Below are 24452 nucleotides of genomic sequence, written 5' to 3'. Positions count from 1 at the left end.
ATTCGCAGTACTCCTTTTTGCTCGTTTGGGAATTAGACTTTATACCAAATATCAAGAACTCAAAAAAGAAACAGACAAGGACACTTCCAAATAGAAAGCACTACATCCTTTCGGAAATATTCCGTTCTCTTTGAACTTTATTTTAGATATCTAAAAGAATTTATTGTTTTACCGTTCCGTTGAATTGACTAATGTTGGAATTGATAGGATTACCCGAACTCCTTCTGAAAGAAGCAATCTGCCCAGCATGCCAAATGGCATCTGCTAAAGGACCGTTAATGGCATTCCAAAATGGAAATTCGCGTTCTCCAAACACGATCTTATAATCAGACAAATCATCACTGATACGTAGAGTATCCGCAATTTGTTTTAAATTCAAAAGCGTTTGTTTGCGCTTTTCTTCAAAACTTGAATTGGAAAAATCCCGCTTTGTATTGGGTTGTTTTAGAGTAGCATCCAAAACCACATAACTCAAGTTCAAAATATGGTCAATAGTCTCACCTGTCGAACGCACTTCAGAGCTTGGACTATAAGCCAAATCAGTTTCGGTTAAACCTTCGGTTGCCCAATAATACCGAAATCCCAATCCATCAACCATTCTAGCCGCCACAGTTCCTGCCGTGTAGATTTCGGATGCTTGAGGTATTTCATAATAGGGTAGTGTCGTGTCCATATCCTTTTGGGCAAAAATAAAGGATGCCATCAATAGCATCCCTCCTGTTAAAACTATCTTCATGTACTAATCGTTTAATTCTGATATATCCGAAATGGTTCCTGTCCCATACTTGTCAAATAAATACACTAGAGCCGTCATCGTAGCGGCTCCTAGTTCCAATTCTCGTTTGTTAACATGCTCGAAGGTATCGTTGGATGCATGGTGATGGTCAAAATAACGCTGTGAGTCCGGGTGCAATCCAGCCAACACCATATCACCACCTTTCAACGGACCAATATCTGCTCCACTACCTCCTTTTTCAAAATAGTGAATTAAGTAGGGCTTGAACAAAGCCTGCCATTGCTGTACTTTATTAAACACAGCATCACTGCAATCAAATGAAAAACCTCTTGGTGTAAAACCTCCCGAATCACTTTCCAAAGCAAACACATGATGTTCGCCGTTGGCCTTAGCAACTTCTGCATATTTTTTTCCACCGCGCATTCCATTTTCTTCATTCATAAACAACACCACTCTAATACTTCTCTTAGGTTGGATTCCACTCTCCTTCAATAAACGCAATACATCCATTGACTGAACAACGCCTGCTCCGTCATCATGAGAACCGTCTCCTAAATCCCAAGAATCCAAATGACCTCCAACCACAATATATTCATCAGGGAATTCACTTCCTGTAATTTCTCCAATCACATTATAGGATTGTACATCCTTTAATTGCTTACAATGCTGACTGAAATAGAATTTCAGCTTACTATTTAAAGCTAACATAGAGCTTAAAATTTCGGCATCATTGGTACTAATGGCCGCCGAAGGAATGCGTTGGTCATTTGGCAAATCGCCATAACTCATGGCTCCCGTATGTGGAAAATCGTCCAAGCGCAAGTTCACAGAACGTACGATAACGCCCAAAGCTCCATACTTAGCAGCTTCCTTTGCCCCTGAATAACGTTGGTCTACACAGCCTCCATAAGCTTGGAATGTATTTATCAAATCGGCTTGCATTGGGCGATTAAAAAACACAATCTTCCCTTTGATTTTTTCACTTCCTAACTCTTTCAATTCATCGATGCCCTTTACCTCCACAACTTCAGCCTTCAAGCCTCCATTTGGAGTTGCAATAGAGCCTCCCAAAGCACAAATATTTACATTGGTTGTAATTCCCGGAGAGGTTTCTACATAAGCAAATTCAGGAGCGCCTCTTACCCATCTTGGTACCATAACAGGTTGCAACCATACTTTATCCAAACCTAATTGCTCCAATTCTTCTTTGGTATATTCTACTGCACGTTCAGCATTTAAGGAACCTGACAAGCGTCCACCAATTTGATTGGACAGATAGTCCAGCCATTCGTAGCTCTTGCCATTGGTTAAAGATGTAGTGTAAATGTTTTTGATGACTTCGGCATCTTCTTGGGCTTGTATTTGAAAAGAAAACAAAACAACCACTAGGGCAATAATGTGCTTCATAAAAAATAATTTTGGCTCTAAAGATAATAGTTCTTATTAGGCAACTTCTAAAAGAAACCTTAAAATTAATAATGGTATTAAATGGAGTTACTCATTCTCTAATTGTTGTTTGTAAGATTCCAAATGAGCCTTGATTTCATCATCCAACTCCGGTTCCTCAATATCATGATAGGTTTGCAAGGTATCCAACAAAACTCTAGCCACAATATATCTAGCAGTTGCCTTATCATCGGCAGGGATGATATACCATGGCGCATGTGGTTTGCTGGTGTTGTTTATAGCATCCTCATAACAATGTTGATAGGCATCCCACAATTCACGCTCCTTAAGATCACCTGGAGAAAACTTCCAATTTTTCTCTTTTTTTTCCAAACGACGTAACAACCTATCTTTTTGCTCACTTTTGGAAAGGTGCAGAAAAAACTTAAATACAATGGTACCATTATCTGCAATATGCTGTTCAAAATTGTTGATTTCCTTAAAGCGCCTCTCCCAAAACCTTTCATCGATATCTTCCAACGAGGTAACATTTGGCAAATTTTCACCCAAAACATATTGCGGATGCACACGGGTTACCAAAACATTTTCATAATGGGTCCTATTGAAAATCCCGAATTTTCCTCGAGCGGGAAGCCTTAGGTAATGACGCCATAAATAATCGTGCTTCAATTCAAGTGGTGTAGGTGTTTTAAAACTGTGCACCACGATTCCACGAGTATTAAAATCCTTGAACACTTCCCTGATCATACTGTCCTTTCCAGCGGTATCCATGCCCTGAATACATACCAAAACGGCATATTTGCCATGAGCATACATGGTATCCTGCAGTTTTCCCAAAGTAACACGCACCTCTTCCAACTCTTTTTCAATCTTGTCTTCGGAAGCATTTAAATCGTAAGTAGTTTTGTTTTCTTCCAAAACTACAGGTCCTGAGGCTTTAAAATGGTCAATTTTTATATTTTTCATCAACTTGATATTTATGGTCTTACTTCTACTTAAATATAGGAAAATTATGATTTCACTAAAAAAAACATACGCTTTACCGATTTTTTGCTACTTTTATCGAGCCTACTTAAATTATTAAACCCAAATCACTATGAAAAAAATCTACATTTTCTCATTAGTCTTATTAACCAGTGCCCTAACATTTGGGCAATCCTTATGCTCGGACGCACAACCAGATGCCGTGTATGCCTACTCTCATGTGAAGACGGCCTACGACTCTAACAATTTAACCCACCTGAAGCAATATTCCAAACGTTCTTTGGAAGCTTTTGAGCGTGTTAAAACAACCTTGGAAAATTGCGGAGGTTGTAAAACCGCCTATAACAAAGCCTATGATGGTGCCGAGTTATTAGCTAAAGTGGCTTCGGCAGAGACCTTTGAGGACGGAAGATATTATGTAAAAAAAGCCAAAGAAATTGCACAGGAAACCATCACAGAGTTAGACATGTGCACCAAAGGAACTGGTACTTCAGGTAATCAAGACCTAGCCGATTTGGAAAGCGCACAGTTTGAATTGGAACAACAACAACTGGAATTACAACGCAAGCAAGAGGAAATCAAACAAAGACTTGTGGAGCAGCAACAAAAGGAAATAGCCATTAAAAAGGAACTGTTGATTAGCGAAGCTGGATCTTCTATTACTGAAAACATTAAATCCTACAACAAAGTTTTATCCTCTTGTGGCTGCCAATCAGAGAACATTAATTTTGCAGAAAACAAAACCGAATTGATGGATAAGTCCTTAGAAGAAATTAGATCTTTCTATATTAATACTATGGCCGCTATTACCAATACCTATCTAGAACGCTTAAACTCTTGTAAAATGTAATTTTACAGGATCGCTTATAAAAAAAGAGCAACCAAATGGTTGCTCTTTTTTTTATCTAAATAGTCTGTTCTTTTATTTGGCAGCAAAGAGCTTTACATCATCCTCACTCACTTCCTTACCTCCCAAAATAATCAAACGCTCCACAACATTTCTAAGTTCACGGATATTCCCAGTCCAATCATAATGCTGCAACAATTTCACAGCATTATCTGAAAATGACTTCACCCCTGTTCCTTGTTCAGATGCGATTTTTTTAGCAAAAAAGTCTATCAATAATGGAATATCATCACGTCTGTCATTTAAAGAGGGAACTTTAATTAGAATCACCGCCAAACGGTGGTAAAGATCTTCTCGGAATCTTCCCTCGTCAATTTCCTTTTTTAAATCCTTATTGGTAGCAGCCACGACACGAACATCTACTTTAATGTCCTTATCACTTCCCACACGTTGTATTTTATTCTCCTGTAGCGCCCTTAACACTTTTGCCTGAGCAGACAAACTCATGTCTCCAATTTCATCCAAGAAAATGGTTCCGGCATTGGCTGCTTCAAACTTACCGGCCCTGTCTTTAACCGCACTTGTAAAGGCACCTTTAATATGTCCGAACAATTCACTCTCTATCAACTCTGACGGAATTGCCGCACAATTCACCTCAATTAACGGACCTTTGGAACGCTCACTCTTTTCATGTAACCAGTGCGCCACCAATTCCTTTCCTGTACCATTGGGTCCAGTGATAAGCACTCGCGCATCGGTTGGCGCCACCTTTTCAATCATGTCCTTGATTTGTTCAATAGCTCCACTTTCACCCACCATTTCATAATTCCTGCTGACTTTCTTTTTCAGCAGTTTATTTTGCACCACCAATTCCTTTCTGTCCAAGGCAATCCTAACGGTATTGAGCAAACGATTTAAATCTGGCGGCTTGGAAATATAGTCGAAAGCTCCAAGGCGCATGGTGTTTACGGCCGTATCCAAATCGCCGTGACCGGAAATCATCACCATTGGAATTTCTGGTTTCAACTTTTTAACTGCTTCCAAAACTTCCACACCATCCATCTTTGGCATTTTGATATCGCAAAGGATTAAATCGTAATCGTCCTGTTTTACCTTTTCAACTCCGGCCAAGCCATCTTCGGCTTCTTCCACAACATAGGTATCATTTTCTTCGGAAAGGATTTTCACCAAAACTCTTCTAATGGCGGCTTCGTCTTCAATGACTAATATTTTGGGCATAGTATTTTGTTTCGGTTATTGTTTTTTGGGTTCTATAATATGAATGTCCCTTTGAGGGAATGGGATAGAAATGTTGTTCTCCCTAAATAAACGATCGATTTCAAAACGAATATCACTCTTTGGAAAGGCTGCTTTGAAACTATCATTAAGGGTAAAAATCAATTTAAAGTCCAACGAACTATCTCCAAAATTGATAAACTGTACCGCTGGCTCCGGATCCGGCAATACCTGTGGATGTGAACTAGCCGCTTCCAACAACAATTTTTTAACCAAATTCACATCGCTTCCATAGGCCACGCCCACCTGAACGCTTTCCCTGGTTGTAGTTCCATTTTGCGTCCAGTTATACAAACTATTGGTAAGATATAAATGATTGGGAATTACCAATACCTTATTATCGGCGGTAACGGCACGAGTGGTTCTTAATTTAATTTCTTCCACACGGCCTACTTTACCTTCAATTTCAATAATATCGTTAACAGATACGGTTTGATCTACCAAAATGAAGATTCCGGAGATGATATCCTGAAACAAGGTCTGCAAGGCCAAACCAACACCAATCAATAAGGCTGCAGATGCCGCAAAAATGGCTGTGACATTTACTCCCACCGAATCGAATACTACAAGGAGTACTATAAGGTAAATAAGCCATCTAGAGAATGAAAAGACCGTATCAAACTTCACCCTATTTTCTTCGGGCATGCGCTTGGACACTAATTTTTTTAAAAAAGTCAACACTACAGAAGTAATCCCATAGATGATAAACACCAATAAGATCAATCCTATGGTGATTTTTATACTACTGTCTTCGTTGGCATAAATAACCTTTCCCAAAAAACTGGTGATGGTATCCCAAACACTACTTTCTGTAACGATGGTTTCAATTTTGTCAATAGGATCTTGCATACCTTAGTATTTTAACCACTTATATAACTCTTTATAACTTGGCTTCTTGCCGTACATCAAGATACCTACGCGATAAATTTTGGCAGCAAACCAAACTGTAAACACAAAGGTACCTATCAATAATGCTAAAGATAATAATTGCTGCCAAATAGGAACTCCAAACGGAATTCTCATAAGCATTACTACTGGCGAAGTGAATGGAATAAATGAGAATACCGTAGATACCGTTCCATGTGGATCTTCTATAACTGTGAATACCCCAACGTATACTGCCAAAATAAGCGGCATCAAGATAGGCATCATGAATTGTTGGGTATCGGTTTCGTTGTCCACTGCAGCACCAATGGCCGCATAAAGGGAACTATATAACAAATAACCTCCAACAAAGAAGAACATAAAAGCCACAATTAGATTGGCAATCGGTAAATTTTGAAACGCCATAAAGCCCAACTTCAACTTGGATTCAAATTCTGGCGATTGTACAGCCTGTTGCATAATTTCTTGCTGCGGGGTATGCATATCCATGATACTGATCCCGAAAATAGCAGACACCACACTCATAAGCACCCCTCCCAAAATAATCCAGATGATGAATTGAGTAATCCCTGCTAAGGAAGTACCAATAATTTTCCCCATCATCAATTGGATAGGCTTTACGGAAGAAATAATGACTTCAATAATTCTACTGGTTTTTTCTTCAATAACGCTTCGCATGATCATGTTCCCGTAAATAATGATGAACATAAATAGCAAATATCCCGCCATACCGCCAAAAGCCAGTTTTAGAACATTGTCAATCTTGGAGGTCGTTTCTCCGGAAAATGTTTCCTGCTCAATATCAATATTAATACTGGAAGCCTTAATCATATTCAAGTCAACTCCCTTATTTTCCAATTGTAAATCGGTTAGTTTCTTTTCCAATTTACGCTCCAAAGTATTCAATACTGATAATGAAGCAGATTCTTCGGAATAAAAAACAATCCCCTTTGAAGCCGAAGTAGAATCTACCTGCTTTGGAATATACAGCAATCCATAGTCTTCCTGCGCTTTGACCAAAATCTTAGCTTCTTCCAAAGAGGTATTGCTTAAGTAATTATAGGTGGTATTATCGGTATTTTGGAACACCTCTTCCAACAGGCCTGTTTGATCCAATACCGATATACTGCGTTTTTTATTATTGTTCAGTTGGGTTAAATAAGCGACTACCGCAATAAGAGCTATCATGATTAACGGGCTCAAGACCGTCATGATGATGAACGATTTATTTTTGACTTTCGTCAAATATTCTCGTTTTATGATAAGAGGTAAATGGTTCATGCTTAATTATTTTTCACGGTTTCAATAAAAATATCACTGGCACTTGGAATCACTTCCACAAAATGATGTACTTCTGCCTTTGAGGTCAGAAAGGTCAACAAATCGTTGGACGTAGCGCTCCCATTAAGCTTGACATTCAACTTCAAATCGTCATTTAGATTCTTAAAGGTTGCCGGCAGCACTTCAAATTTATCACGAATGGCTCTTGTTACCCCATCCACATCTGCTGTTTGTAAACCAACTTCAAATGTGTTGGTTTTGTACTGTCGTTGGATATCTGTCAACTTACCATCCAAAATTTTATTGGATTTATTGATCAAGGCAATATGGTCACACAATTCCTCGACAGATTCCATACGGTGTGTAGAAAAAATAACCGTAGCACCTTCGTCCCGTAACTGAAGGATTTCATCTTTGATCAAATTGGCATTAATAGGGTCGAAACCTGAAAAAGGCTCGTCAAAAATCAACAACTTTGGACGGTGCAGTACCGTTACCACAAATTGGATTTTTTGGGCCTGCCCCTTACTTAGCTCTTGGATTTTTTTATTCCACCAATCACCTATTTCCAATTTATCGAACCAATATTTCAAGCGTTGCTTGGCTTCAGCCTTACTCATCCCTTTCAACTGGGCCAAGTAAAGCGCCTGCTCTCCTACCTTCATCGATTTGTACAAACCTCGCTCTTCTGGCAAATAACCAATGTCCTTGATATGATCTTGATGTAGCGCCTTACCGTCAAGCATCACGCTACCGGTATCGGGCATCGTAATTTGATTGATGATTCGGATTAAAGTGGTCTTTCCTGCACCGTTAGGTCCCAAAAGTCCAAAAATACTTCCCTTGGGAACGGCTATTGAAACGTCATTTAGTGCTTTAAAGTCTCCAAACTTTTTAGAAACAGCCTCAGCCACTAATAAATTGTCCATAGATTGATTTCTGCTAATATGTTGTTTGAGCTGTAAAGATATTAAATGTATACCAAGAACATCTAAAATGGCAAAAAAACTCGCCTTCCCAATCCTGAAAAAAACATGAATTTACTGTCAAAATATATGAAGGCACCAAAAAAAATTTTAGAAAGAAAATTCAAACATTGAATGGACTTTAGAAAAAGAAGAGGCCTGATTAAACAAATGCCATAAAAAAGGCGCTTCTAGAAAAACAAAACCCACCCTTAAAAGAATTAAGGATGGGAAAAAATTGCTATGAAAAAGAAAAATTACCACTAATATTTAATTAGTGACAATCAAATATAGTGTTTTTTATCAAATTAACAGATTATTAAGAAAACATATCTTTTACTTTTTCAAAAAAAGATTTATCTCCACTCTCTGGCTTTGGTGAAAAATGGTCGTCATTTCTCATCTTTTCGAAGAATTCACGCTGTTGTTTGTTCAAGGTTTTTGGTGTCCAAACATTCACGTGAACCAATAAATCTCCAGTTCCATAACCGTTAATACTTGGAATTCCCTTGCCTCTTAAGCGCAAAATCTTACCAGATTGTACCCCTGCGTCAATTTTGATCCTAACTTTTCCTGTTACCGTATCTATTTCTGTAGTATTACCCAAAACTGCATCTGGCATACTTACATACAAATCATAGTGCAGATTATCGCCTTCTCTTTTTAGGGTTGGATGATCTTCCTCTTGAATGGCTACCAATAAATCTCCAGCAATACCATTACCAGGTGCATCGTTACCTTTTCCGGTTACTTTAAGCTGCATGCCATCTACCACACCTGCTGGAATTTTTACGGATACAGTTTCCTCTACAACCTTCATACCTTGTGCATCAGCATCAGATGGTTTTTGGTCGATAGTCTGTCCTGCACCACCACAAGCCGTACAAGGCGAAGCCGTTTGCATACGTCCTAAAATAGTATTGGTTATCCTAGTTACCTGCCCGGTACCATTACAAGTACCACAAGTTTTATAGGTAGTTCCTGGCGCTTGAACTTTACGCTTTACTTTGATTTTTTTCTCAACCCCATTGGCAACCTCTTCCAAGGTCAAGGTTACCCTAATGCGCAGGTTACTTCCCTTCACGCGTCTTTGGCCACCGCCAAATCCTCCGCCAAAACCTGAGAAGCCACCGCCACCAAAAGCACCGCCAAAAATGTCACCAAACTGACTGAAAATGTCATCCATGTTCATGCCACCTCCGCCAAATCCGCCACTGCCATCAAAGGCTTGGTGACCAAATTGGTCGTAACGTGCACGTTTGTCTGGGTTACTCAATACTTCATAAGCTTCTGCCGCTTCCTTAAACTTAGCCTCCGCTTCGTGGTCACCTGGATTTTTATCAGGGTGGTACTTCAATGCCAGTTTTCGGTATGATTTTTTAATTTCTGCTGCAGTAGCCGTTCTCTCTACTTCTAAAATCTCGTAATAATCAGTCTTTGCCATGTATTCAGTTTATTGTCCTATTACTACTTTTGGGAAACGAATTACCTTATCGCCCAGTTTATAACCTTTTTCGATAACATCGATAATTTTCCCCTTCAAATCTTCGTTTGGTGCCGGAATTTGTGTCACAGCTTCATGATCGTCGGCATTAAAAGCATCTCCTGCTGCAACCTCAATCTCGCTCAAGCCTTTTTGTTGCAAGGTCGATTTCAATTTTTGTCTGATCAATTCCACACCTTTCAACAAATCTTCCGCATCGCTTTTGGAAATTTCTGAATAGGCTCTATCAAAATCGTCCAATACAGGCAACATCGCTTTCATGACATCCTCACTTGCCGTTTTAAACAATTCTACACGCTCCTTAGAGGTTCGCCTTTTGTAATTTTCAAACTCTGCAAACAAGCGCATAAACTTGTCCTTTTCCTTGGCCAAGTCTTCATTAAGTTTGTCTTCAATAGATACTTCTGTTTCTGGAGTTCCTTCCGCTTGTGTATCTTCTGCCACAGGCTGCTCTACCTGTTGGTCTTCTATGGGTTGTTCGTTCTGTTCTTTTTTACTCATGCTAAACCTATTTTTAACTTCAATAACAGTTGGCAAAAGTACTGCCATTATTATTAAAATGTCAAAATGTCACCAAATAATTTTCACCCTAAATGCTATCTTATGGAACATTTTATATTTTTGTTGCTTAACAATTCATTAAAAACACTAATTACCATGAAAAAAAGAATTTTTAACGTATTTACGGTACTGGCTTTAACCATGGCGGTTGTTAGCTGTCAAGACAAAGGCAAGAAGGCTACAACTACAGAAGCGGAACCAGTTGCTGAAAGTACTACGGTTACAGAAAAATTTGTTATCGACTCTACAGAGTCTACTATTTACTGGAAAGGTTTTAAACCAACAGGTTCACATCACGGAATTGTAAAATTGGAAAAAGGAGTATTCAAGTCTAACGGAACAGAGTTGATAAGTGGCTCGTTTTTAATTGACATGACCTCTATTGAGGATCAGGACATGGAGCCTGGTGACATGAAGAACAACTTGGAAGCCCACTTAAAAGGAACCGTAGAAGGAAAGGAAGGTGATTTCTTTGACACCACAAAATTTCCAACAGCGGCTTTTGAAGTAACAGGATCACAACCTACTACTGAAAACAAAAGTCTTATCTCTGGTAACCTAACAATTAAAGGTATCAAACAAAACATTACTTTCCCTATTTCTATCGTCAACGAAGGAGGCAGCCTTTCTATCATGAGTGATACGTTTACAATTGATAGAACTAAATGGGGGGTTAACTTTGGTTCTAAATCAATTTTTGATGATCTTGGCGATAAATTCATCAACGACGAAATCCAATTGAAGTTTGTATTGAAAGCTACAAAAGCTTAATCCAAAATTTTGGAATCTTAAAAAAGGCCGTTCAATTTGAATGGCCTTTCGTTTTTTAATAAATATAGGTATACTAGTTTAAAAGGTATTGAAACTGCAGGACAGCCATCCATTTACTACTAGACCGAAATGTATGCCCATCCACCTCTGAAAATACAGGACGATTTTGCCCATCTAAGGTAAACTTCATTCGCTGTCCATCCACATACCAATTAAGTCCAAATCGATAACAAAAAGCCGCCTCGTCCAAGGCTTCGTATTGCCCCCACTGGCCAGCAGTATACAACTGTAAATTATCCCATAATCTCTTACTTTCCTTATTCCCCAACATAAGCCCCGTTTGGTAATACACCGCACTACCAGTTCCAACTGCAGGAAATCCATTTCCTTTTCCATTAATTTCTACAACATCATCTAAACTTCCGAAAGCAGGATTGTTAACGCCTAACATTCGCAAATAATCAGGTCCCATATCATAATTATAATAGGCCACATATCCCGTTAACGCTTTGGCAAAAGAAAGACTCACAGGCTCCTCATAAAATAAATCTACCGACCATAAATTTAAGTCGTGGTAGTGTATGATATCATTCTTAAGGGAAGCCATAGCTTCTTGCTGAAATTTAGCTCCTGCACCCAAAGCCAAAATATGCTTCTTCCCCAAATAGGTTCCCTTAAAATTAGGCCCCAACACCGATTCCTTCTCTAGAAAATCATACTTAACATATCCCGTATACTGTAATTGCAAATCGTCATATGAAAAGTCGGCAGTTCCTTCAACCAATTTTGGAACTGCAGCTCCGGTATGGGTATGATCATAAGGAATGATGACCCCAATCCTGTAATTAAAGCGCTGCAAGTCCCCAAACAGAAAACAACCTAGGTTACGGGTGATGTCATCTGTTCTATTTAGGGTTGGTTGTGCCATTAAAGGCAAATCCAAGGCAAGCATTTCCGTTGTGGAAGGAGCCGTATAACGGGAAAGCCCGTCCCAAGTAGATTTCCCCATTGCAATATGCAGTTGATCAACAACCTTAAAGGAGCCATTTAGATCCAAAAATTCAGGATCAGGCCAACCTTCACTCATATTATTATAGTTGTTTTGCCCAATAAGTGCATAAAACTTAAAGCGCTCCCCTACCTTCCAACTCGTTCCTATTCGGTAACGTCGTAATGACATATCTATACTATAGGAACTAAGGTCTCCATTCTCAACCGTACTTCCAGGATTCCATTGTGTATAGCGCAGCCAAGTTTGGGCCGAGGCTGAAAATTTTAATTGCACATTGGGAGACTCTGCTAAGGTCCACTCCAAAGGTGCATGTTTCCCTTGGGCAAAAATTTCCAAATTTGCCAAGACAATAAATAATAATACGGTTAATCTTAAACCATTTTTTTGAAGAGATCCCGAAGAGGTTTCCGTAAGAAATTTCACAGTAATGATGCTTTATAATTTTGAAGTTTTTACGAAATCGTTTGAAATGCTTTTTCCAGACAAAAGCCTGTGTTTCAAAACGAAAACTGCACGAAACTAAATCATAAAATGTTCTTTTTTTATGATATTTCTCATAGTTTTTGAGGCTATTTGAATCTACATTTGAAATATCAAATTCCAAGAATCATGAAAACTATTTCAACAATTTTAGTCCCGTTCGATTTTTCCGAGGTTGCTCAAAATGCTCTGAAATATGCAACCCATTTTGTGGAAAACAATCCAAAGGCAAAAATTATACTTGCCCATGTGGTGGAGAACGAACAAACTGCTGAACTAGAGGCAAAGCTAAATGATATCGTTAAGCTGTTCGGCAAAAACCTTAAACATCCCATAACACCTATAGTAGTAAAAGGCAAAATGATAGACGCTTTGTTAGATATTGAACATACAAACCCTATCGATTTGGTAATTATGGGGACCTGCCCTAAAGGAACCGACTGCAACTTACAGACCAAAACTTCCGAATTTGTCCTGGTATCTAAGAGCCCTGTAATTGTGATTCCAGATGGCTACAAAAAAATTACACCTAAAAAGATATCACTTATTATTGATAAAGAGGAAATTCACAATAAAAAAATATTTGAAGTCCTCTTGGATGTGGCAAGACGCTTCAACTCCACGGTAGATGTTTTGACCGTTGTCAATAAAGATGAGGAACATTTTGGATATTCTGAAAACGATGAAAACAACGAGAATGCCATTATCTACTATCTGGAAAACTTCTATTCCCACCATGCTTTTATAGAAGACGAAAACATTGTGGACGGCATCTTTTCCTATGTAGACCATAACAATATTGACCTCATCGCCATTTTGTCCAAAAACCATGCAATACAATCCATAGCATCTGAAGGGAAATTAACCAAGGCTCTTAGCCAACAATCTAAAGTTCCCTTATTGGCTATAGATCTATAATAATTCAAAATCATACCCAAGGGTATGGCCATTTCAAAAACATTTAACAAACAAAATTAACCTAAAACGTAAAAAAGTCATGGAAGCAGTAGTAAATCAAGACCAAACACTGGATTTAAGCCAATATGGTTTAAAAGATGTTACAGCTCACTGGAACCTAGCTCCTGAAGAACTTCAGAGAATTACTCTTGAACAGGGAATGGGAACGGAAACCGAAAATGGAACACTTTGTGTAAACACAGGTAAGTTTACCGGAAGATCTCCAAAAGATCGCTTTTTGGTAAAAGATGCCTACACCAAAGATAAAGTATGGTGGGGACGAATCAATAAGCCTATTGAGCCGGAACAATTTGATGCTCTATATGACGAAGTGACCAATTACCTTTCTGGAAAAGACGTGTACGTGCGTGATGGCTATGTATGTGCTCACCCAGAATACCAAATGAACGTAAGAACCATTACAGAATACCCATGGTCCAACTACTTTGTAAAAAACATGTTCCTTCGTTTTAACGAAGAGGAGCTTGAAAACTTTGAAGAAGAATGGTTGGTAGTGTGTGCTCCGGGATATTCGGCTCCAAATCCAAAAGAAGTAGGTTTGCTTGACGGTAACTTCTCGATTTTGAATTTCACCAAGAAAATTGCCTTGGTTGGAGGTTCTGCCTATACAGGAGAAATGAAAAAAGGAATTTTCTCTGCCCTAAACCTTATTCTACCTATTGAAAAAGACGTATTGCCAATGCACTGTTCTGCCAATGTTGGAGAAGATGGCGACACTGCCATATTCTTCGGACTTTCCGGAACAGGAAAAACTACCCTATCTGCCGATCCTGATAGAAAATTAATTGGAGACGATGAACACGGATGGACCAAAGAAAATATCATTTTCAACTTTGAAGGAGGTTGCTACGCTAAAGTAATTGACCTTACCGAAGAAAAAGAACCGGACATCTTTAGAGCAATTCGCCCTGGTGCATTGTTGGAAAACATTGTCTTTAAACCAGGTACTAAAGAAGTAGATTTTGCGGATAGCTCTATTACACAAAACACTCGTGTGAGCTACCCAATAGATCATATTGACAACATCCAACAACCGTCATTTGCCACCAACCCTAAAAACATCTTTTTCTTAACCTGTGATGCCTTTGGTGTATTGCCTCCAGTTTCCAAATTAACTCCGGGACAGGCTGCATACCACTTCATCTCTGGTTATACCGCAAAAGTTGCGGGAACAGAAGCAGGAATTACTGAGCCAGTACCATCCTTCTCTGCTTGTTTTGGTGAACCATTTATGCCATTACACCCAGCTGTATATGCAGAAATGTTGAGCGACAAAATGCAAGAAGCCGGCGTAAATGTTTGGTTGATCAACACAGGTTGGAGCGGCGGCCCTTACGGTGTTGGTTCCAGAATAAAACTAAAATATACACGTGCTATGATTTCAGCCATCTTGAAAGGTGAATTGGAAAATGTACCTTTCAAACCACACCCAATCTTCGGATTGTTCATGCCAGAATATTGCCCAGGTGTGCCAACCGAAATTTTGGATCCAATCAATACTTGGCTACAAAAAGGCGTGTATATCAGTAAATCTATTCAATTAGCGCATTCCTTCCATATTAACTTCGATAAGTTCGCTAACCAGGCTTCCGAAGAGATTATTCAAGGAGGACCACTAATTGATACTCATCACACTTTAGGTGATACTTTTTAAGTTTATTTGATTGTTTAACTTGAAAAAGGTTGTCTGTAACGGACAACCTTTTTTGATTTTATGGGCAGAGAATTATAACAAATCCCTTAAAGCCATCTCCAGTTTAGGGTATTTAAATGAAAATCCCATAGTTTCCACTTTTTTACTGCATACCAATTGGCTCTCAAACAACAGTTGGTGCATATCACCCAGGACCAATTTCATAATACTTTTAGGAATATTTGGCATGATTAAAGGCTTATGTAAATCTTTGGCGATAATATGAAGCATTTCCTTATTGGTTACAGGATTAGGTGCTACGCCATTAAAAATACCAGATTCTTTATTGATTAATACAAAAAGAAACAATCTGGCTAAATCCTTTACATGAATCCAAGATTGCCATTGACTGCCATCACCAAAGGTAGCTCCCATTCCGTAGCGAACAGGTTGCACCAATTTTGGTAAGGCCCCTTCTTTTTTATCCAAAACCAAACCAATTCTAATTTTGGCAACCTCCATTCCCAATTCTGAAAAGGCATCGGCTGCGGCTTCCCATTGCTCTGTCACCGTTCCTAAAAAAGAAGGAGATACTTCCTTCACATCTTCATCATAATATCGGGTAAGGGAATCAGGGTAAATCCCAATAGCACTGGCACTTATAAGGTGTTTGATAGTGAAATTATTTTCAGAAATACACTCTCGCAATAGATTTAAAGAAGAAATTCGGCTTTCCAAAATGGTCTTTTTGTAACTGCTAGTCCAACGTTTGGAAATTGATGCTCCCGCCAAATTGATAATGGCATCGACACCTTCAAAACAAGCAATATCAATCTCTCCCTTTGAGGGGTTCCAATAAAATCCTTTATAATGAGTCCGATTTTCGAGCTTGTTCTGGGAAGTCGTCAAATAATGTACTGCAATGTCCTTTTTAGCACACTGAGCAACAATTGCCTTCCCCACAAGTCCTGTAGCGCCTGTAATTAAAACTGTCATACTGCCTTTTTTATAAAGTTAGGAAATGCCGCTGGTATTCAACCCTCTTTTAATTAAGGTTTAACAAAGATTTCTTACAAACAAATGATTTGTAACACATAGGAAAGTAACACCAAAAAATTTATGCAGGTTTGTAGGCCCGTAACATTTCACGCTTACCAGGAGGTCCAGGGAGTTTATCTACCTTAAACCCTACGGCCAACATGGCTCTACGCACACTACCCTTTGCAGAATAGGTTACCAAAACGCCATTTGGTCTTAAGGCTTCATACATAATTTTAAAAATATCTTCAGTCCACAATTCTGGTTGTACCCTGGCGCCAAAGGCATCAAAATAGATAAGATCAAAGCAATTAACCTCATCAATATCCTTGAATTCCTTTTGCTGCTTTTCAAGTTTAAACAATGAAGTTATTTCGTGAGCTGTCTGCCAATCCACCTTGTGCAAAGCTTCAAACTGAGGTGTTCGATCTTCTTTTGAAAGTTGTTCTGGGTAATTTAATAATTGAAGTTCTTCGGGCTTAACTGGGAAAGCCTCTACTCCAACATAATTGATGGAACAATTCAATTTCTCGGCCTCTAATAAAGTTAAAAACGCATTCAACCCAGTTCCAAAGCCTATTTCCAAAATACTAAGCGGTTCCGATTGGGAACCTAAAAAATTTTCAAACTTATACTGAAGACCGTGTTTAATAAACACATGCTGCGCCTCTTGAATGGCACCGTGTTTAGAATGGTACTGTTCATCCCAATCTTCAATTTGGATGGTCTTGGAGCCATCTCCAGTAGTAATAATTTTACGCTTCACTAAATTAGTTAATCAACAGTTTTTGAATTCTAGGAATTGGTCCTGTACACCCCATGTTGTGGCAAGAAATACAAAGATTCACGGTAGCATTGAAACGTGTTTCCAAAGACTGGGTAGAAGTAGAATCGTATAAACGTTGTTCTGCTTCAATAAAGGCTTTGGACATCGCCTGAAAAGCTTCGGTGCGGTCTTTAAAATCGGAAAGTTCTGCCGAATGAATCTTTAAAAACTGATTAGGAAATTCCGTTGGCATTGTCCCTGAAAGAATATCTTGCTTTAATTCAGCCTTGTAATCATACATCTCATTCATAAGGTTGGCCATTTCCGAAGGCACATACATATCATATTTTACAGGTACTTCAGTTTCTACCATAGCCTCCTTTGGCTGTTGGCCACAACTGCAAAAAACAGCTAACATAAGCAATATTGCAATACGCCTCATGCTACTCATCCTTTAGCAAAACGCCATCCGCCAAAAACGCATACGTACGTTCAGGATCGGTTATTTTAGCGATATCTTCCTCACTTTCTCCTGCATCTTGTGCATAGTGACGCAATTCGGCTACAGAAGTTTCAGACACATATGCCATTCCATTGATAATGACTTCTTTTCCGGCTATATTTTTTGGCACAAAAAATCCATAATCTCTAAACTTTACCATCACTTGTTTCTCATCTCCTAAATCCAGCTTCATCCAACATCCTTTGGCCTGGCATACTTCATCAACTTTGGCAACAACCTTAGTTGACAAACTGTCGCCTGCGCTTATGGATTCATACAAACTGGCTAAATCTGATGCTGCAATGGCATTATTGGCCTCTGTAGGATTTCCAAAAGACATATAAGCGATTTCTTTTTTAGTTTCTTGATTTGCCAAATCCTTGGATTCATTTTTACAGGACACCAACAACAAAGCCACGGTAAATAAGGAGAAAAATGTTTTCATACAATTAATTATTTAAGAATCTGGCTACTAAGATACTTCTTTTATTAGACAATTTAATGATTTCAAATCTCTATAAATTTCATAATTTTGTAAGCATATCAAAAACACAACTATGCAGAATACAACACACATTCAAGATATAGAAATTACCAAATGTCAAGACAGCAAGATAAATGAGATTGACTTTGACAATTTGGCTTTTGGAAAAGTATTTTCAGACCACATGTTGGTTTGTGATTATAAAAACGGTGTATGGGAAGCTCCTAAAGTGATGCCTTACCAAAATATTAGTTTGGCGCCATCGGCTAAGATTTTCCACTACGGACAATCTGTTTTCGAAGGGATGAAAGCTTATAAAGATGCCAATAACGACACGTTTTTATTTCGCCCATTAGACAATTGCAAGCGCTTAAATATTTCAGCTAAACGATTGGCTATCCCAGAAGTGCCTGAAAACTATTTTATGGAAGGACTTAAGGCTTTATTGGAAGTAGATGAGCAATGGATTCCTAAAGCTGACCAAGGTTCGTTGTACATTCGTCCATTTATTTTTGCTTCGGGAGAAGGTTTTCATGCATCTCCTGCCAATGAATACAAATTTATCATTGCAACAGCGCCTTCTGGGCCCTATTTCTCTGGTAAGGTAAGCGTACTGATTGAGCAAATCTATTCGCGCTCTGCCAATGGTGGAGTTGGATACGCCAAGGCGGGTGGTAACTATGCAGGACAATTTTACCCTACCCAATTAGCTATTGAAAAAGGATACAACCAGGTTATTTGGACCGATGACAGCACCCATGAGTTTATTGAAGAAGCAGGTGCCATGAATATTTTTATAAGAATAAAAGATACTTTAATCACTGCACCAACCAGCGATCGTATTTTGGATGGAATTACCAGAAAGAGTATTATTGAAATTGCCAAGGCAGAAGGTATTAATGTAGAAGTACGTCCACTTTCTGTTCATGAAGTAGTAGACGCCGCAAAAAATGGTGACCTTATGGAAATGTTTGGATCGGGGACTGCTGCGGTTATTTCTCCTATCGCATCTTTTGGTTATAAAAACAATGATTACGATTTACCTCAATTGGAAAACAGTTATGCTTCCATTTTGAAAAAACGCATTACAGATATTCAATATAACAGAACCGAAGATCCTTATGGATGGCGAGTTAAGATATAATGAACAAACACAATAAAAAAAAGAGAAGTCAAATGCTTCTCTTTTTTTTATTCCTCTAGAATACTTGCAATATCCGGTTTAAAATAGTTAGGGCCTTTCAACACCTTTCCATCTTCCCTATAAATAGGTTCTCCATCCTCCCCCAATTTACTCATATTGCTACGTTGGATTTCTTCGAATACGGCTTCGATTTTATGTTGTAATCCGTGTTCTATAATAGTCCCACATAAAATATAAAGCATGTCTCCCAAAGCATCCGCCACTTCTACCAAATCCCCATTGTTGGCGGCTTCCAAATATTCTTCATTTTCCTCACGCATCAATTTATAACGCAACAGGTTTTTATCTTGACCTAGGTCAGCTTCAGGGGTTTCCAAATGACCAATCTTGAATGCCGTGTGAAAGGCTTTAACCGCCTCGATGTTTTTTTTCATTGCAGTAATCCTATTTTTTATGATGTCTTTTTGAATTGATTATAAACTGATTCTGTATTTTTGCCTAAAAATAGATATATGTTTACAAAAGGTCAATGGATTTTCGGGATTTTATTTGCCATCGCATTTATTGCCATCATAACCTATACCTATAGAAAGGATTTAAAACTTCACCGAAAGTACTATAAGGGAACGGTTTGGATCTTAATCGGTTTTATAGCCTTTATACTATTTATTGCTGCCATCAAGTTTGTTTTTATGTAGTAAAAACCTTAGTTTTAGTTTTTATTGGAGTATTGCCTCACCTCTATGCCTTATAAATTTCCCCAGTATCGGGGATGGTTTAAAATAGTTGAATGGCGTTACTTCGCAATATTGTTTTACTAACTAAAACCAACAATCTTATGGCTACAAAAAGATATAGCTTAGCGGATCACACCAAGAATTACTTTAGTACATCTACAAAAAAATTATATCTACAAATCCCAGTTACGGAAAGGGGGCTTACGGCTACAAAAAAAAATATTTCGAGCACAAGCCTTTGTGCTCTTGCAATTGAAATAACGGGAGCTACTTCTACTCCAACTTCTCCTATAGTAGATTTCATTGATATGGAAATAGATTTAAGCTCTGTTTCAGGATTTCCGATATCTAACCTTCGAGACGAATTAATTGTTTATGTTTTTCTAGATCCCAATTCTACCTCTGCATTATCAACCTTAAAGAACCAAGTTGCCTCTTTCGGCAGCACCTATCCATCTCCCCTGCCAATGCCTAATGGTCTTAAAGAAATTGATGGAGATATTATTATTAGAAAAGCTTAATGAACAAAATTTTCAGTTTCTCAACTTTGTTATTTTTGCTCCTGGCCGGGATTTGCTTCGGACAGGAGCAAAATTTATTACATACCCTTGATTCCTTAAAGAAAAATGAGAATTACAGGGCAATTATACAATACCGTAAAACCATTGATGACATCCCAAACAAAACTCCTGCTAAAGGGAGTTACCAATTAGCTTTAGCAAAAGCTTATAATAACTTCAACAAAGAAGATTCTGCTTTCTTATATTTTAAAAAAGCCTTAAAATCTTTTACCCAACACCAACAAGAAGAGCAAATTGCAGAAACCAATTATGAAATTTATTCATTATTGGATTCCCAAAAAAATTTAGAATCCGAAAAAGACCTCTACCTCAACAATCTTATTGAATACGCTCAAGAACATAAAAGTGATAAATGGCTAGGGACGATTGCCAATCAAAAAGCCATAGCATTTCACAATGCTAGAGAATTAGACTCGGCCAAATATTTTTACAACAAAGCCCTTTCCTACTTTAGAAAAATTGATAGCACACAAATACAAATTGGGATTTTGTCCAATTTAGGTTCCATACACAGTAGGATGTACAAAGATCAGGACTCGGCAATAATCTTAACCAAAGCCGCCCTAAAGCTTTTTGATCAAGACACCCTAGTAAGTAAAAATAAAAATTACAAATTCATTTTTTTTAACAATCTAGGTAATTACTATCGTAGAAACCAAAACTACTCAAAGGCTCTGAATTACTATACCTCCGCTGAAGATATACACCTATCCAAACAAGCCCATAAAAGCTACCTAACACTCTATAAAAACATTGATTCCACATATGTTGAATTGAACGACTTTAAAAATGCCCATAAATACTTTTCCAAATCCGATTCCATTCAGGAAATCATCAACCTTAAAGACCAAAACGCCTCAATCACCGAAGTAGAAGCCCGCTACCAAAATGAAAAACTGAGAGCCGATAATCTAGTAACTGAAGCTGCTAGAAAAAGAAACCGAAACTTCTTAATTTTGGCCGTTGTCCTTTTAATTTCAGTAGCGATAGTTTCGTACTTGATTCAAAAGAACACACGTAGAAAACAAAAACTGGCCGAAAATGAAAAGGAACTGCAAACACAAAAACTAGCAACCGTTTTAAAAGAACAGGAGCTGAAAGCTATTGACGCCATGATTGAAGGGCAGGAAAAGGAGCGCTTGCGCATTGCCAATGATCTTCATGATGACCTTGGCGGATTAATGGCCAACGTCAAGTTGCACTTCAATAGTTTAAACGGCCAGCAAAACAAAGAACTTTTTGAGCGCACTAATCTTTTAATAGACGAAGCTTACAACAAAGTGAGAAGTATTGCCCATGCCAAAAATTCTGGAGTTATTGCAAAACAAGGTCTTTTAAAGGCCGTACAACAAATGGCTGATAAAATTTCTTATGCCAATAAAATTTGCATTGATGTAATTGATTATGGCCTAGAAAACAGACTGGAAAACAGTTTGGAACTTACCATTTTTAGAATTATTCAGGAGTTGACAACCAATGTTATCAAACATGCCAATGCCACAGAAGTGACTATTCACCTAACCAATCATGACGACAGCTTAAATATCATGGTTGAAGACAACGGAAAAGGCTTCAACCCAAGCAAAATAACTTCAAAAAGTGATGGCATGGGACTTGGCAGTATCGACAAACGAGTAGACCACCTACATGGCTCCATGGCCATTGAATCTGAACCCGACAAAGGCACCACCATAATTATTGATATTCCCCTATGATACGATTAGCAATTGCAGAAGACCATCAATCCTTAATAGATGGCATACAATTACTGTTAGAGTTTGAAAATGACATTGTAGTAGTAGGTACTGCCAATGACGGCGAAAAACTTCTAGACATTGTCAACAGCAAAACCCCCAATGTGGTTTTAACCGATATTAGAATGCCTATCATGGATGGTATTGAAGCGACCAAACAAATTAAAAACCTGTCACCCGCCACTAATGTTTTGGCCTTTTCAATGTTTGATCAAACAGAAGCCATCAATCAAATGCTTGAGGCAGGAGCATCTGGCTACATCCTGAAAAACTCTCCGCTAACAGAAGTACTTTCGGCCATTAGAACTGTAGCCGAAGGCAACACCTATTTTGATGCCAACATCAATACCAATGCCTTAAACACCTCCGAAGCAACTTCAAAAAAAGGGATTCTTACCAAACGGCAAATTGAAATTTTGGAACTTGTGGCACAGGGAAGAACCTCTAGGGAAATTGCCGATGAGCTCTTTATAGGTGTTAGAACTGTGGAAACCCACCGTAAAAACATGATTAAAATCCTAGGGCTACAAGGCAAAGGTGAATTGATGCGCTACGCTCTAGAAAAAAAATACCGATTTTAAAAATATCCCCATTATCACGGATGGTTTTATATAAGGAGGTTCGCTAGTTTTACTCCGCTATTTAGAACAATGCCTTCGGGTCAATCTAAACCTGCCCAAGAGAAATCTTTGGCTACCTAGTTGAAACATCGTTTAGGTTGAAGGGAATATTTTACGTTTTCAACTATCAAAAAATCCCCTATAAAGGGGATTTTTTACTACAAAATGTACTCATATATTTACCTTCTCTTAAATGCTTGACGTTATAAGATCTTTGAAACAACCAACCAAAGCTAGAAACCCCTTCTCCATTAGCCTATAGTATGGTAGCAGTATAAATTTTATACATTCAATTGTTTTTAGCTAATTAAATCCCCGTCATCGGGGATTTTTTGTATACAAAAACACCTACATTATTACTATGAACAAAATTAAATTTCTTCAAAATTGATTACCTTTGATTAACATCAATGTCTTCAAAATGAAATTTTTTAAATACTTTCTATTTCTTGTCCTTATAGCCTGTATCGCCTTAGCGATTTACATTGCCGTACAACCAAATTCTTATGAGGTTAAGCGTGAACTCACCATAGAAGCTCCCGTCTCCGTAGCTTATAAAAACGTGGTTGACCTTAAAAATTGGGGAGCTTGGTCGCCTTGGGTAGAAAAAGATCCCAATACCGCCATAACTTTGGGAGAAAACACTCTAGGAGTTGGCGGATCGTACTCTTGGACAGACTCCCACGGGAAAGGATCAATGAAAACTAAAGAAATAGAAGATAATACATCCATTGATCAGGAATTACGATTTGACAATTATGAGCCCTCCAATATCCATTGGAAATTTGAAGCCTTAGAACCAAATAAAACGAAAGTAACCTGGACCATGTCCGCCGATAAACTCCCCTTTATGTATAAAGCCTATGCGCTGGCTAATGGAGGATTCGACAATATGGTTGGACCCGATTTTGAGCGCGGCTTAGTTAAATTGGATAGCGTGCTTCAGGAATCCATGAAAATTTACAACATCAAAGTCAATGGTGTGACTCAGCATAGTGGTGGGTTTTATCTTTATAATACCACATCTTGCAAAATTTCAGAAGTAAAAGCTAAAATGCAAGAAATGCTTCCCAAAGTCATTCAATATGCCTCAGCAAATAATATTTCCATCGCTGGAGCTCCATATATTAACTACATTAAATGGGACGAGGCCAATAACGCAACCATTTTTTCATGTTGTGTTCCTACAACAGCTCAAGTTATTACTGCTGATGGAAGTGACATTCTAACAGGATATATGGATGCCTTTAGAGCTGTAGAAACTACGCTTACGGGTAACTACGACAATTTAAAAGAAGTTTGGGACATGGCCTTGAAATATGTACCAGAACATGGATATGAATTTCAGGAAAATGGTCCTATGTTGGAAACCTACCTTACAGATCCTATTCAAACCCCAAACCCTGCAGAATGGGTGACCAAAATCTATATTGCCATTAAGGACGACAGTAGCAATACAACTCCAGAAACAAACAGCCTTTAACTT

General features: G+C 38.3%; 25 protein-coding genes. 10 read left to right on the top strand and 15 right to left on the bottom strand.

From position 1 onward, the window contains the following. Positions 1–160: 160 nt before the first annotated feature. The 3 genes from AC6I5C_RS09935 to AC6I5C_RS09925 form a co-directional block, all read right to left on the bottom strand. The gene (locus AC6I5C_RS09935) at positions 161–736 is read right to left on the bottom strand and encodes a DinB family protein (protein WP_497905020.1); all 576 of its coding nucleotides are present in this window, start codon (positions 734–736) and stop codon (positions 161–163) included. Positions 737–739: 3 nt separating this feature from the next. Continuing rightward, positions 740–2143, bottom strand: coding sequence for a M20/M25/M40 family metallo-hydrolase (locus AC6I5C_RS09930; protein WP_497905019.1), 1404 nt, complete (start codon positions 2141–2143; stop codon positions 740–742). Positions 2144–2230: 87 nt separating this feature from the next. After that, positions 2231–3109, bottom strand: coding sequence for a PPK2 family polyphosphate kinase (locus AC6I5C_RS09925; RefSeq protein WP_497905018.1), 879 nt, complete (start codon positions 3107–3109; stop codon positions 2231–2233). A 130-nt stretch (positions 3110–3239) separates the two neighbouring features. On the opposite strand from AC6I5C_RS09925, the gene AC6I5C_RS09920 reads away from it, so the two are divergent. Beyond that, entirely contained in the window at positions 3240–3977 is a 738-nt protein-coding gene (locus AC6I5C_RS09920) for a hypothetical protein (RefSeq protein ID WP_497905017.1), read from the top strand. A 72-nt stretch (positions 3978–4049) separates the two neighbouring features. Here AC6I5C_RS09920 and AC6I5C_RS09915 read toward each other — a convergent pair whose 3' ends face one another. The 6 genes from AC6I5C_RS09915 to AC6I5C_RS09890 all read right to left on the bottom strand — a co-directional run bounded on the left by AC6I5C_RS09915 (position 4050) and on the right by AC6I5C_RS09890 (position 10406). Next, positions 4050–5213, bottom strand: coding sequence for a sigma-54-dependent transcriptional regulator (locus AC6I5C_RS09915; RefSeq protein ID WP_053975631.1), 1164 nt, complete (start codon positions 5211–5213; stop codon positions 4050–4052). 15 nt (positions 5214–5228) lie between these two features. Further along, positions 5229–6119 (bottom strand): mechanosensitive ion channel family protein, encoded by an 891-nt coding sequence (locus tag AC6I5C_RS09910; RefSeq protein ID WP_497905016.1) that lies wholly within the window; start codon positions 6117–6119, stop codon positions 5229–5231. 3 nt (positions 6120–6122) lie between these two features. Then, positions 6123–7436, bottom strand: a complete 1314-nt coding sequence (locus AC6I5C_RS09905; protein WP_497905015.1) for an ABC transporter permease — start codon at positions 7434–7436, stop codon at positions 6123–6125. Positions 7437–7438: 2 nt separating this feature from the next. Then, positions 7439–8365 (bottom strand): ABC transporter ATP-binding protein, encoded by a 927-nt coding sequence (locus tag AC6I5C_RS09900; protein WP_497905014.1) that lies wholly within the window; start codon positions 8363–8365, stop codon positions 7439–7441. A gap of 355 nt (positions 8366–8720) precedes the next feature. Further along, complete coding sequence (gene dnaJ / locus AC6I5C_RS09895; protein ID WP_497905013.1) at positions 8721–9845, bottom strand: molecular chaperone DnaJ; 1125 nt, start codon at positions 9843–9845, stop codon at positions 8721–8723. A gap of 9 nt (positions 9846–9854) precedes the next feature. Continuing rightward, the gene (locus AC6I5C_RS09890) at positions 9855–10406 is read right to left on the bottom strand and encodes a nucleotide exchange factor GrpE (protein ID WP_497905012.1); all 552 of its coding nucleotides are present in this window, start codon (positions 10404–10406) and stop codon (positions 9855–9857) included. 156 nt (positions 10407–10562) lie between these two features. On the opposite strand from AC6I5C_RS09890, the gene AC6I5C_RS09885 reads away from it, so the two are divergent. Next, positions 10563–11237: a YceI family protein gene (locus AC6I5C_RS09885; RefSeq protein ID WP_497905011.1), complete on the top strand. Its 675-nt coding sequence runs from the start codon at positions 10563–10565 to the stop codon at positions 11235–11237. A gap of 73 nt (positions 11238–11310) precedes the next feature. On the opposite strand, the gene AC6I5C_RS09880 is transcribed toward AC6I5C_RS09885, so the two are convergent. After that, complete coding sequence (locus AC6I5C_RS09880; RefSeq protein WP_497905010.1) at positions 11311–12672, bottom strand: hypothetical protein; 1362 nt, start codon at positions 12670–12672, stop codon at positions 11311–11313. 186 nt (positions 12673–12858) lie between these two features. Between AC6I5C_RS09880 and AC6I5C_RS09875 the strand changes: the two genes are divergently transcribed. Both AC6I5C_RS09875 and pckA read left to right on the top strand, forming a co-directional pair. Continuing rightward, positions 12859–13647 (top strand): universal stress protein, encoded by a 789-nt coding sequence (locus AC6I5C_RS09875; protein ID WP_497905009.1) that lies wholly within the window; start codon positions 12859–12861, stop codon positions 13645–13647. A gap of 79 nt (positions 13648–13726) precedes the next feature. Beyond that, complete coding sequence (gene pckA, locus AC6I5C_RS09870) at positions 13727–15361, top strand: phosphoenolpyruvate carboxykinase (ATP) (RefSeq protein WP_497905008.1); 1635 nt, start codon at positions 13727–13729, stop codon at positions 15359–15361. A gap of 72 nt (positions 15362–15433) precedes the next feature. Here the strand turns inward: pckA and AC6I5C_RS09865 are convergent, their stop codons facing one another. From AC6I5C_RS09865 to AC6I5C_RS09850, 4 genes are all read right to left on the bottom strand, one after another. Further along, positions 15434–16336: a TIGR01777 family oxidoreductase gene (locus tag AC6I5C_RS09865; RefSeq protein WP_497905007.1), complete on the bottom strand. Its 903-nt coding sequence runs from the start codon at positions 16334–16336 to the stop codon at positions 15434–15436. 121 nt (positions 16337–16457) lie between these two features. Next, positions 16458–17144 carry a tRNA (5-methylaminomethyl-2-thiouridine)(34)-methyltransferase MnmC2 gene (gene mnmC2, locus AC6I5C_RS09860; protein ID WP_497905006.1) on the bottom strand — a complete coding sequence of 229 codons (687 nt, stop codon included), beginning with the start codon at positions 17142–17144 and terminating at the stop codon, positions 16458–16460. A gap of 4 nt (positions 17145–17148) precedes the next feature. After that, a complete protein-coding gene (locus tag AC6I5C_RS09855) occupies positions 17149–17586 on the bottom strand; it encodes a hypothetical protein (protein WP_497905005.1) in 438 nt (145 codons plus the stop codon). Between the two features lies 1 nt (position 17587). Next, entirely contained in the window at positions 17588–18091 is a 504-nt protein-coding gene (locus tag AC6I5C_RS09850; RefSeq protein ID WP_497905004.1) for a DUF4920 domain-containing protein, read from the bottom strand. 112 nt (positions 18092–18203) lie between these two features. Between AC6I5C_RS09850 and AC6I5C_RS09845 the strand changes: the two genes are divergently transcribed. Further along, positions 18204–19274 (top strand): branched-chain amino acid aminotransferase, encoded by a 1071-nt coding sequence (locus AC6I5C_RS09845; protein WP_497905003.1) that lies wholly within the window; start codon positions 18204–18206, stop codon positions 19272–19274. A gap of 47 nt (positions 19275–19321) precedes the next feature. Here the strand turns inward: AC6I5C_RS09845 and AC6I5C_RS09840 are convergent, their stop codons facing one another. Then, positions 19322–19708 carry a pyrophosphohydrolase domain-containing protein gene (locus AC6I5C_RS09840; RefSeq protein WP_497905002.1) on the bottom strand — a complete coding sequence of 129 codons (387 nt, stop codon included), beginning with the start codon at positions 19706–19708 and terminating at the stop codon, positions 19322–19324. Positions 19709–19786: 78 nt separating this feature from the next. Here AC6I5C_RS09840 and AC6I5C_RS09835 point away from each other — a divergent pair, with 78 nt between their 5' ends. From AC6I5C_RS09835 to AC6I5C_RS09815, 5 genes are all read left to right on the top strand, one after another. Next, the gene (locus AC6I5C_RS09835; RefSeq protein WP_307899859.1) at positions 19787–19972 is read left to right on the top strand and encodes a hypothetical protein; all 186 of its coding nucleotides are present in this window, start codon (positions 19787–19789) and stop codon (positions 19970–19972) included. A 140-nt stretch (positions 19973–20112) separates the two neighbouring features. Further along, on the top strand, positions 20113–20532 hold the full coding sequence (locus AC6I5C_RS09830) for a hypothetical protein (RefSeq protein ID WP_497905001.1): 420 nt from the start codon (positions 20113–20115) through the stop codon (positions 20530–20532). Then, the gene (locus tag AC6I5C_RS09825) at positions 20532–22307 is read left to right on the top strand and encodes a tetratricopeptide repeat-containing sensor histidine kinase (protein WP_497905000.1); all 1776 of its coding nucleotides are present in this window, start codon (positions 20532–20534) and stop codon (positions 22305–22307) included. Before AC6I5C_RS09830 ends, AC6I5C_RS09825 begins: the two co-directional genes overlap by 1 nt. Further along, positions 22304–22927 (top strand): response regulator, encoded by a 624-nt coding sequence (locus tag AC6I5C_RS09820; protein ID WP_497904999.1) that lies wholly within the window; start codon positions 22304–22306, stop codon positions 22925–22927. Before AC6I5C_RS09825 ends, AC6I5C_RS09820 begins: the two co-directional genes overlap by 4 nt. Before the next feature lie 460 nt (positions 22928–23387). Continuing rightward, positions 23388–24449, top strand: a complete 1062-nt coding sequence (locus tag AC6I5C_RS09815) for an SRPBCC family protein (protein ID WP_497904998.1) — start codon at positions 23388–23390, stop codon at positions 24447–24449. Positions 24450–24452: the final 3 nt, after the last annotated feature.

This window comes from Mangrovimonas sp. sgz306409, assembly GCF_059735265.1.
The sequence above is the reverse complement of the archived record's forward strand: the minus strand, read 5'-3'. Positions and strand labels throughout refer to the sequence as shown.

Excerpts from the sequence above, each read along its gene's own strand:
- AC6I5C_RS09935 (WP_497905020.1), bottom strand. The coding sequence starts at position 736 with ATGAAGATAGTTTTAACAGGAGGGATGCTATTGATGGCATCCTTTATT.
- AC6I5C_RS09930 (WP_497905019.1), bottom strand. The coding sequence starts at position 2,143 with ATGAAGCACATTATTGCCCTAGTGGTTGTTTTGTTTTCTTTTCAAATA.
- AC6I5C_RS09925 (WP_497905018.1), bottom strand. The coding sequence starts at position 3,109 with ATGAAAAATATAAAAATTGACCATTTTAAAGCCTCAGGACCTGTAGTT.
- AC6I5C_RS09920 (WP_497905017.1), top strand. The coding sequence starts at position 3,240 with ATGAAAAAAATCTACATTTTCTCATTAGTCTTATTAACCAGTGCCCTA.
- AC6I5C_RS09915 (WP_053975631.1), bottom strand. The coding sequence starts at position 5,213 with ATGCCCAAAATATTAGTCATTGAAGACGAAGCCGCCATTAGAAGAGTT.
- AC6I5C_RS09910 (WP_497905016.1), bottom strand. The coding sequence starts at position 6,119 with ATGCAAGATCCTATTGACAAAATTGAAACCATCGTTACAGAAAGTAGT.
- AC6I5C_RS09905 (WP_497905015.1), bottom strand. The coding sequence starts at position 7,436 with ATGAACCATTTACCTCTTATCATAAAACGAGAATATTTGACGAAAGTC.
- AC6I5C_RS09900 (WP_497905014.1), bottom strand. The coding sequence starts at position 8,365 with ATGGACAATTTATTAGTGGCTGAGGCTGTTTCTAAAAAGTTTGGAGAC.
- dnaJ (WP_497905013.1), bottom strand. The coding sequence starts at position 9,845 with ATGGCAAAGACTGATTATTACGAGATTTTAGAAGTAGAGAGAACGGCT.
- AC6I5C_RS09890 (WP_497905012.1), bottom strand. The coding sequence starts at position 10,406 with ATGAGTAAAAAAGAACAGAACGAACAACCCATAGAAGACCAACAGGTA.
- AC6I5C_RS09885 (WP_497905011.1), top strand. The coding sequence starts at position 10,563 with ATGAAAAAAAGAATTTTTAACGTATTTACGGTACTGGCTTTAACCATG.
- AC6I5C_RS09875 (WP_497905009.1), top strand. The coding sequence starts at position 12,859 with ATGAAAACTATTTCAACAATTTTAGTCCCGTTCGATTTTTCCGAGGTT.
- pckA (WP_497905008.1), top strand. The coding sequence starts at position 13,727 with ATGGAAGCAGTAGTAAATCAAGACCAAACACTGGATTTAAGCCAATAT.
- AC6I5C_RS09865 (WP_497905007.1), bottom strand. The coding sequence starts at position 16,336 with ATGACAGTTTTAATTACAGGCGCTACAGGACTTGTGGGGAAGGCAATT.
- AC6I5C_RS09855 (WP_497905005.1), bottom strand. The coding sequence starts at position 17,586 with ATGAGGCGTATTGCAATATTGCTTATGTTAGCTGTTTTTTGCAGTTGT.
- AC6I5C_RS09850 (WP_497905004.1), bottom strand. The coding sequence starts at position 18,091 with ATGAAAACATTTTTCTCCTTATTTACCGTGGCTTTGTTGTTGGTGTCC.
- AC6I5C_RS09845 (WP_497905003.1), top strand. The coding sequence starts at position 18,204 with ATGCAGAATACAACACACATTCAAGATATAGAAATTACCAAATGTCAA.
- AC6I5C_RS09840 (WP_497905002.1), bottom strand. The coding sequence starts at position 19,708 with ATGAAAAAAAACATCGAGGCGGTTAAAGCCTTTCACACGGCATTCAAG.
- AC6I5C_RS09835 (WP_307899859.1), top strand. The coding sequence starts at position 19,787 with ATGTTTACAAAAGGTCAATGGATTTTCGGGATTTTATTTGCCATCGCA.
- AC6I5C_RS09830 (WP_497905001.1), top strand. The coding sequence starts at position 20,113 with ATGGCTACAAAAAGATATAGCTTAGCGGATCACACCAAGAATTACTTT.
- AC6I5C_RS09825 (WP_497905000.1), top strand. The coding sequence starts at position 20,532 with ATGAACAAAATTTTCAGTTTCTCAACTTTGTTATTTTTGCTCCTGGCC.
- AC6I5C_RS09820 (WP_497904999.1), top strand. The coding sequence starts at position 22,304 with ATGATACGATTAGCAATTGCAGAAGACCATCAATCCTTAATAGATGGC.
- AC6I5C_RS09815 (WP_497904998.1), top strand. The coding sequence starts at position 23,388 with ATGAAATTTTTTAAATACTTTCTATTTCTTGTCCTTATAGCCTGTATC.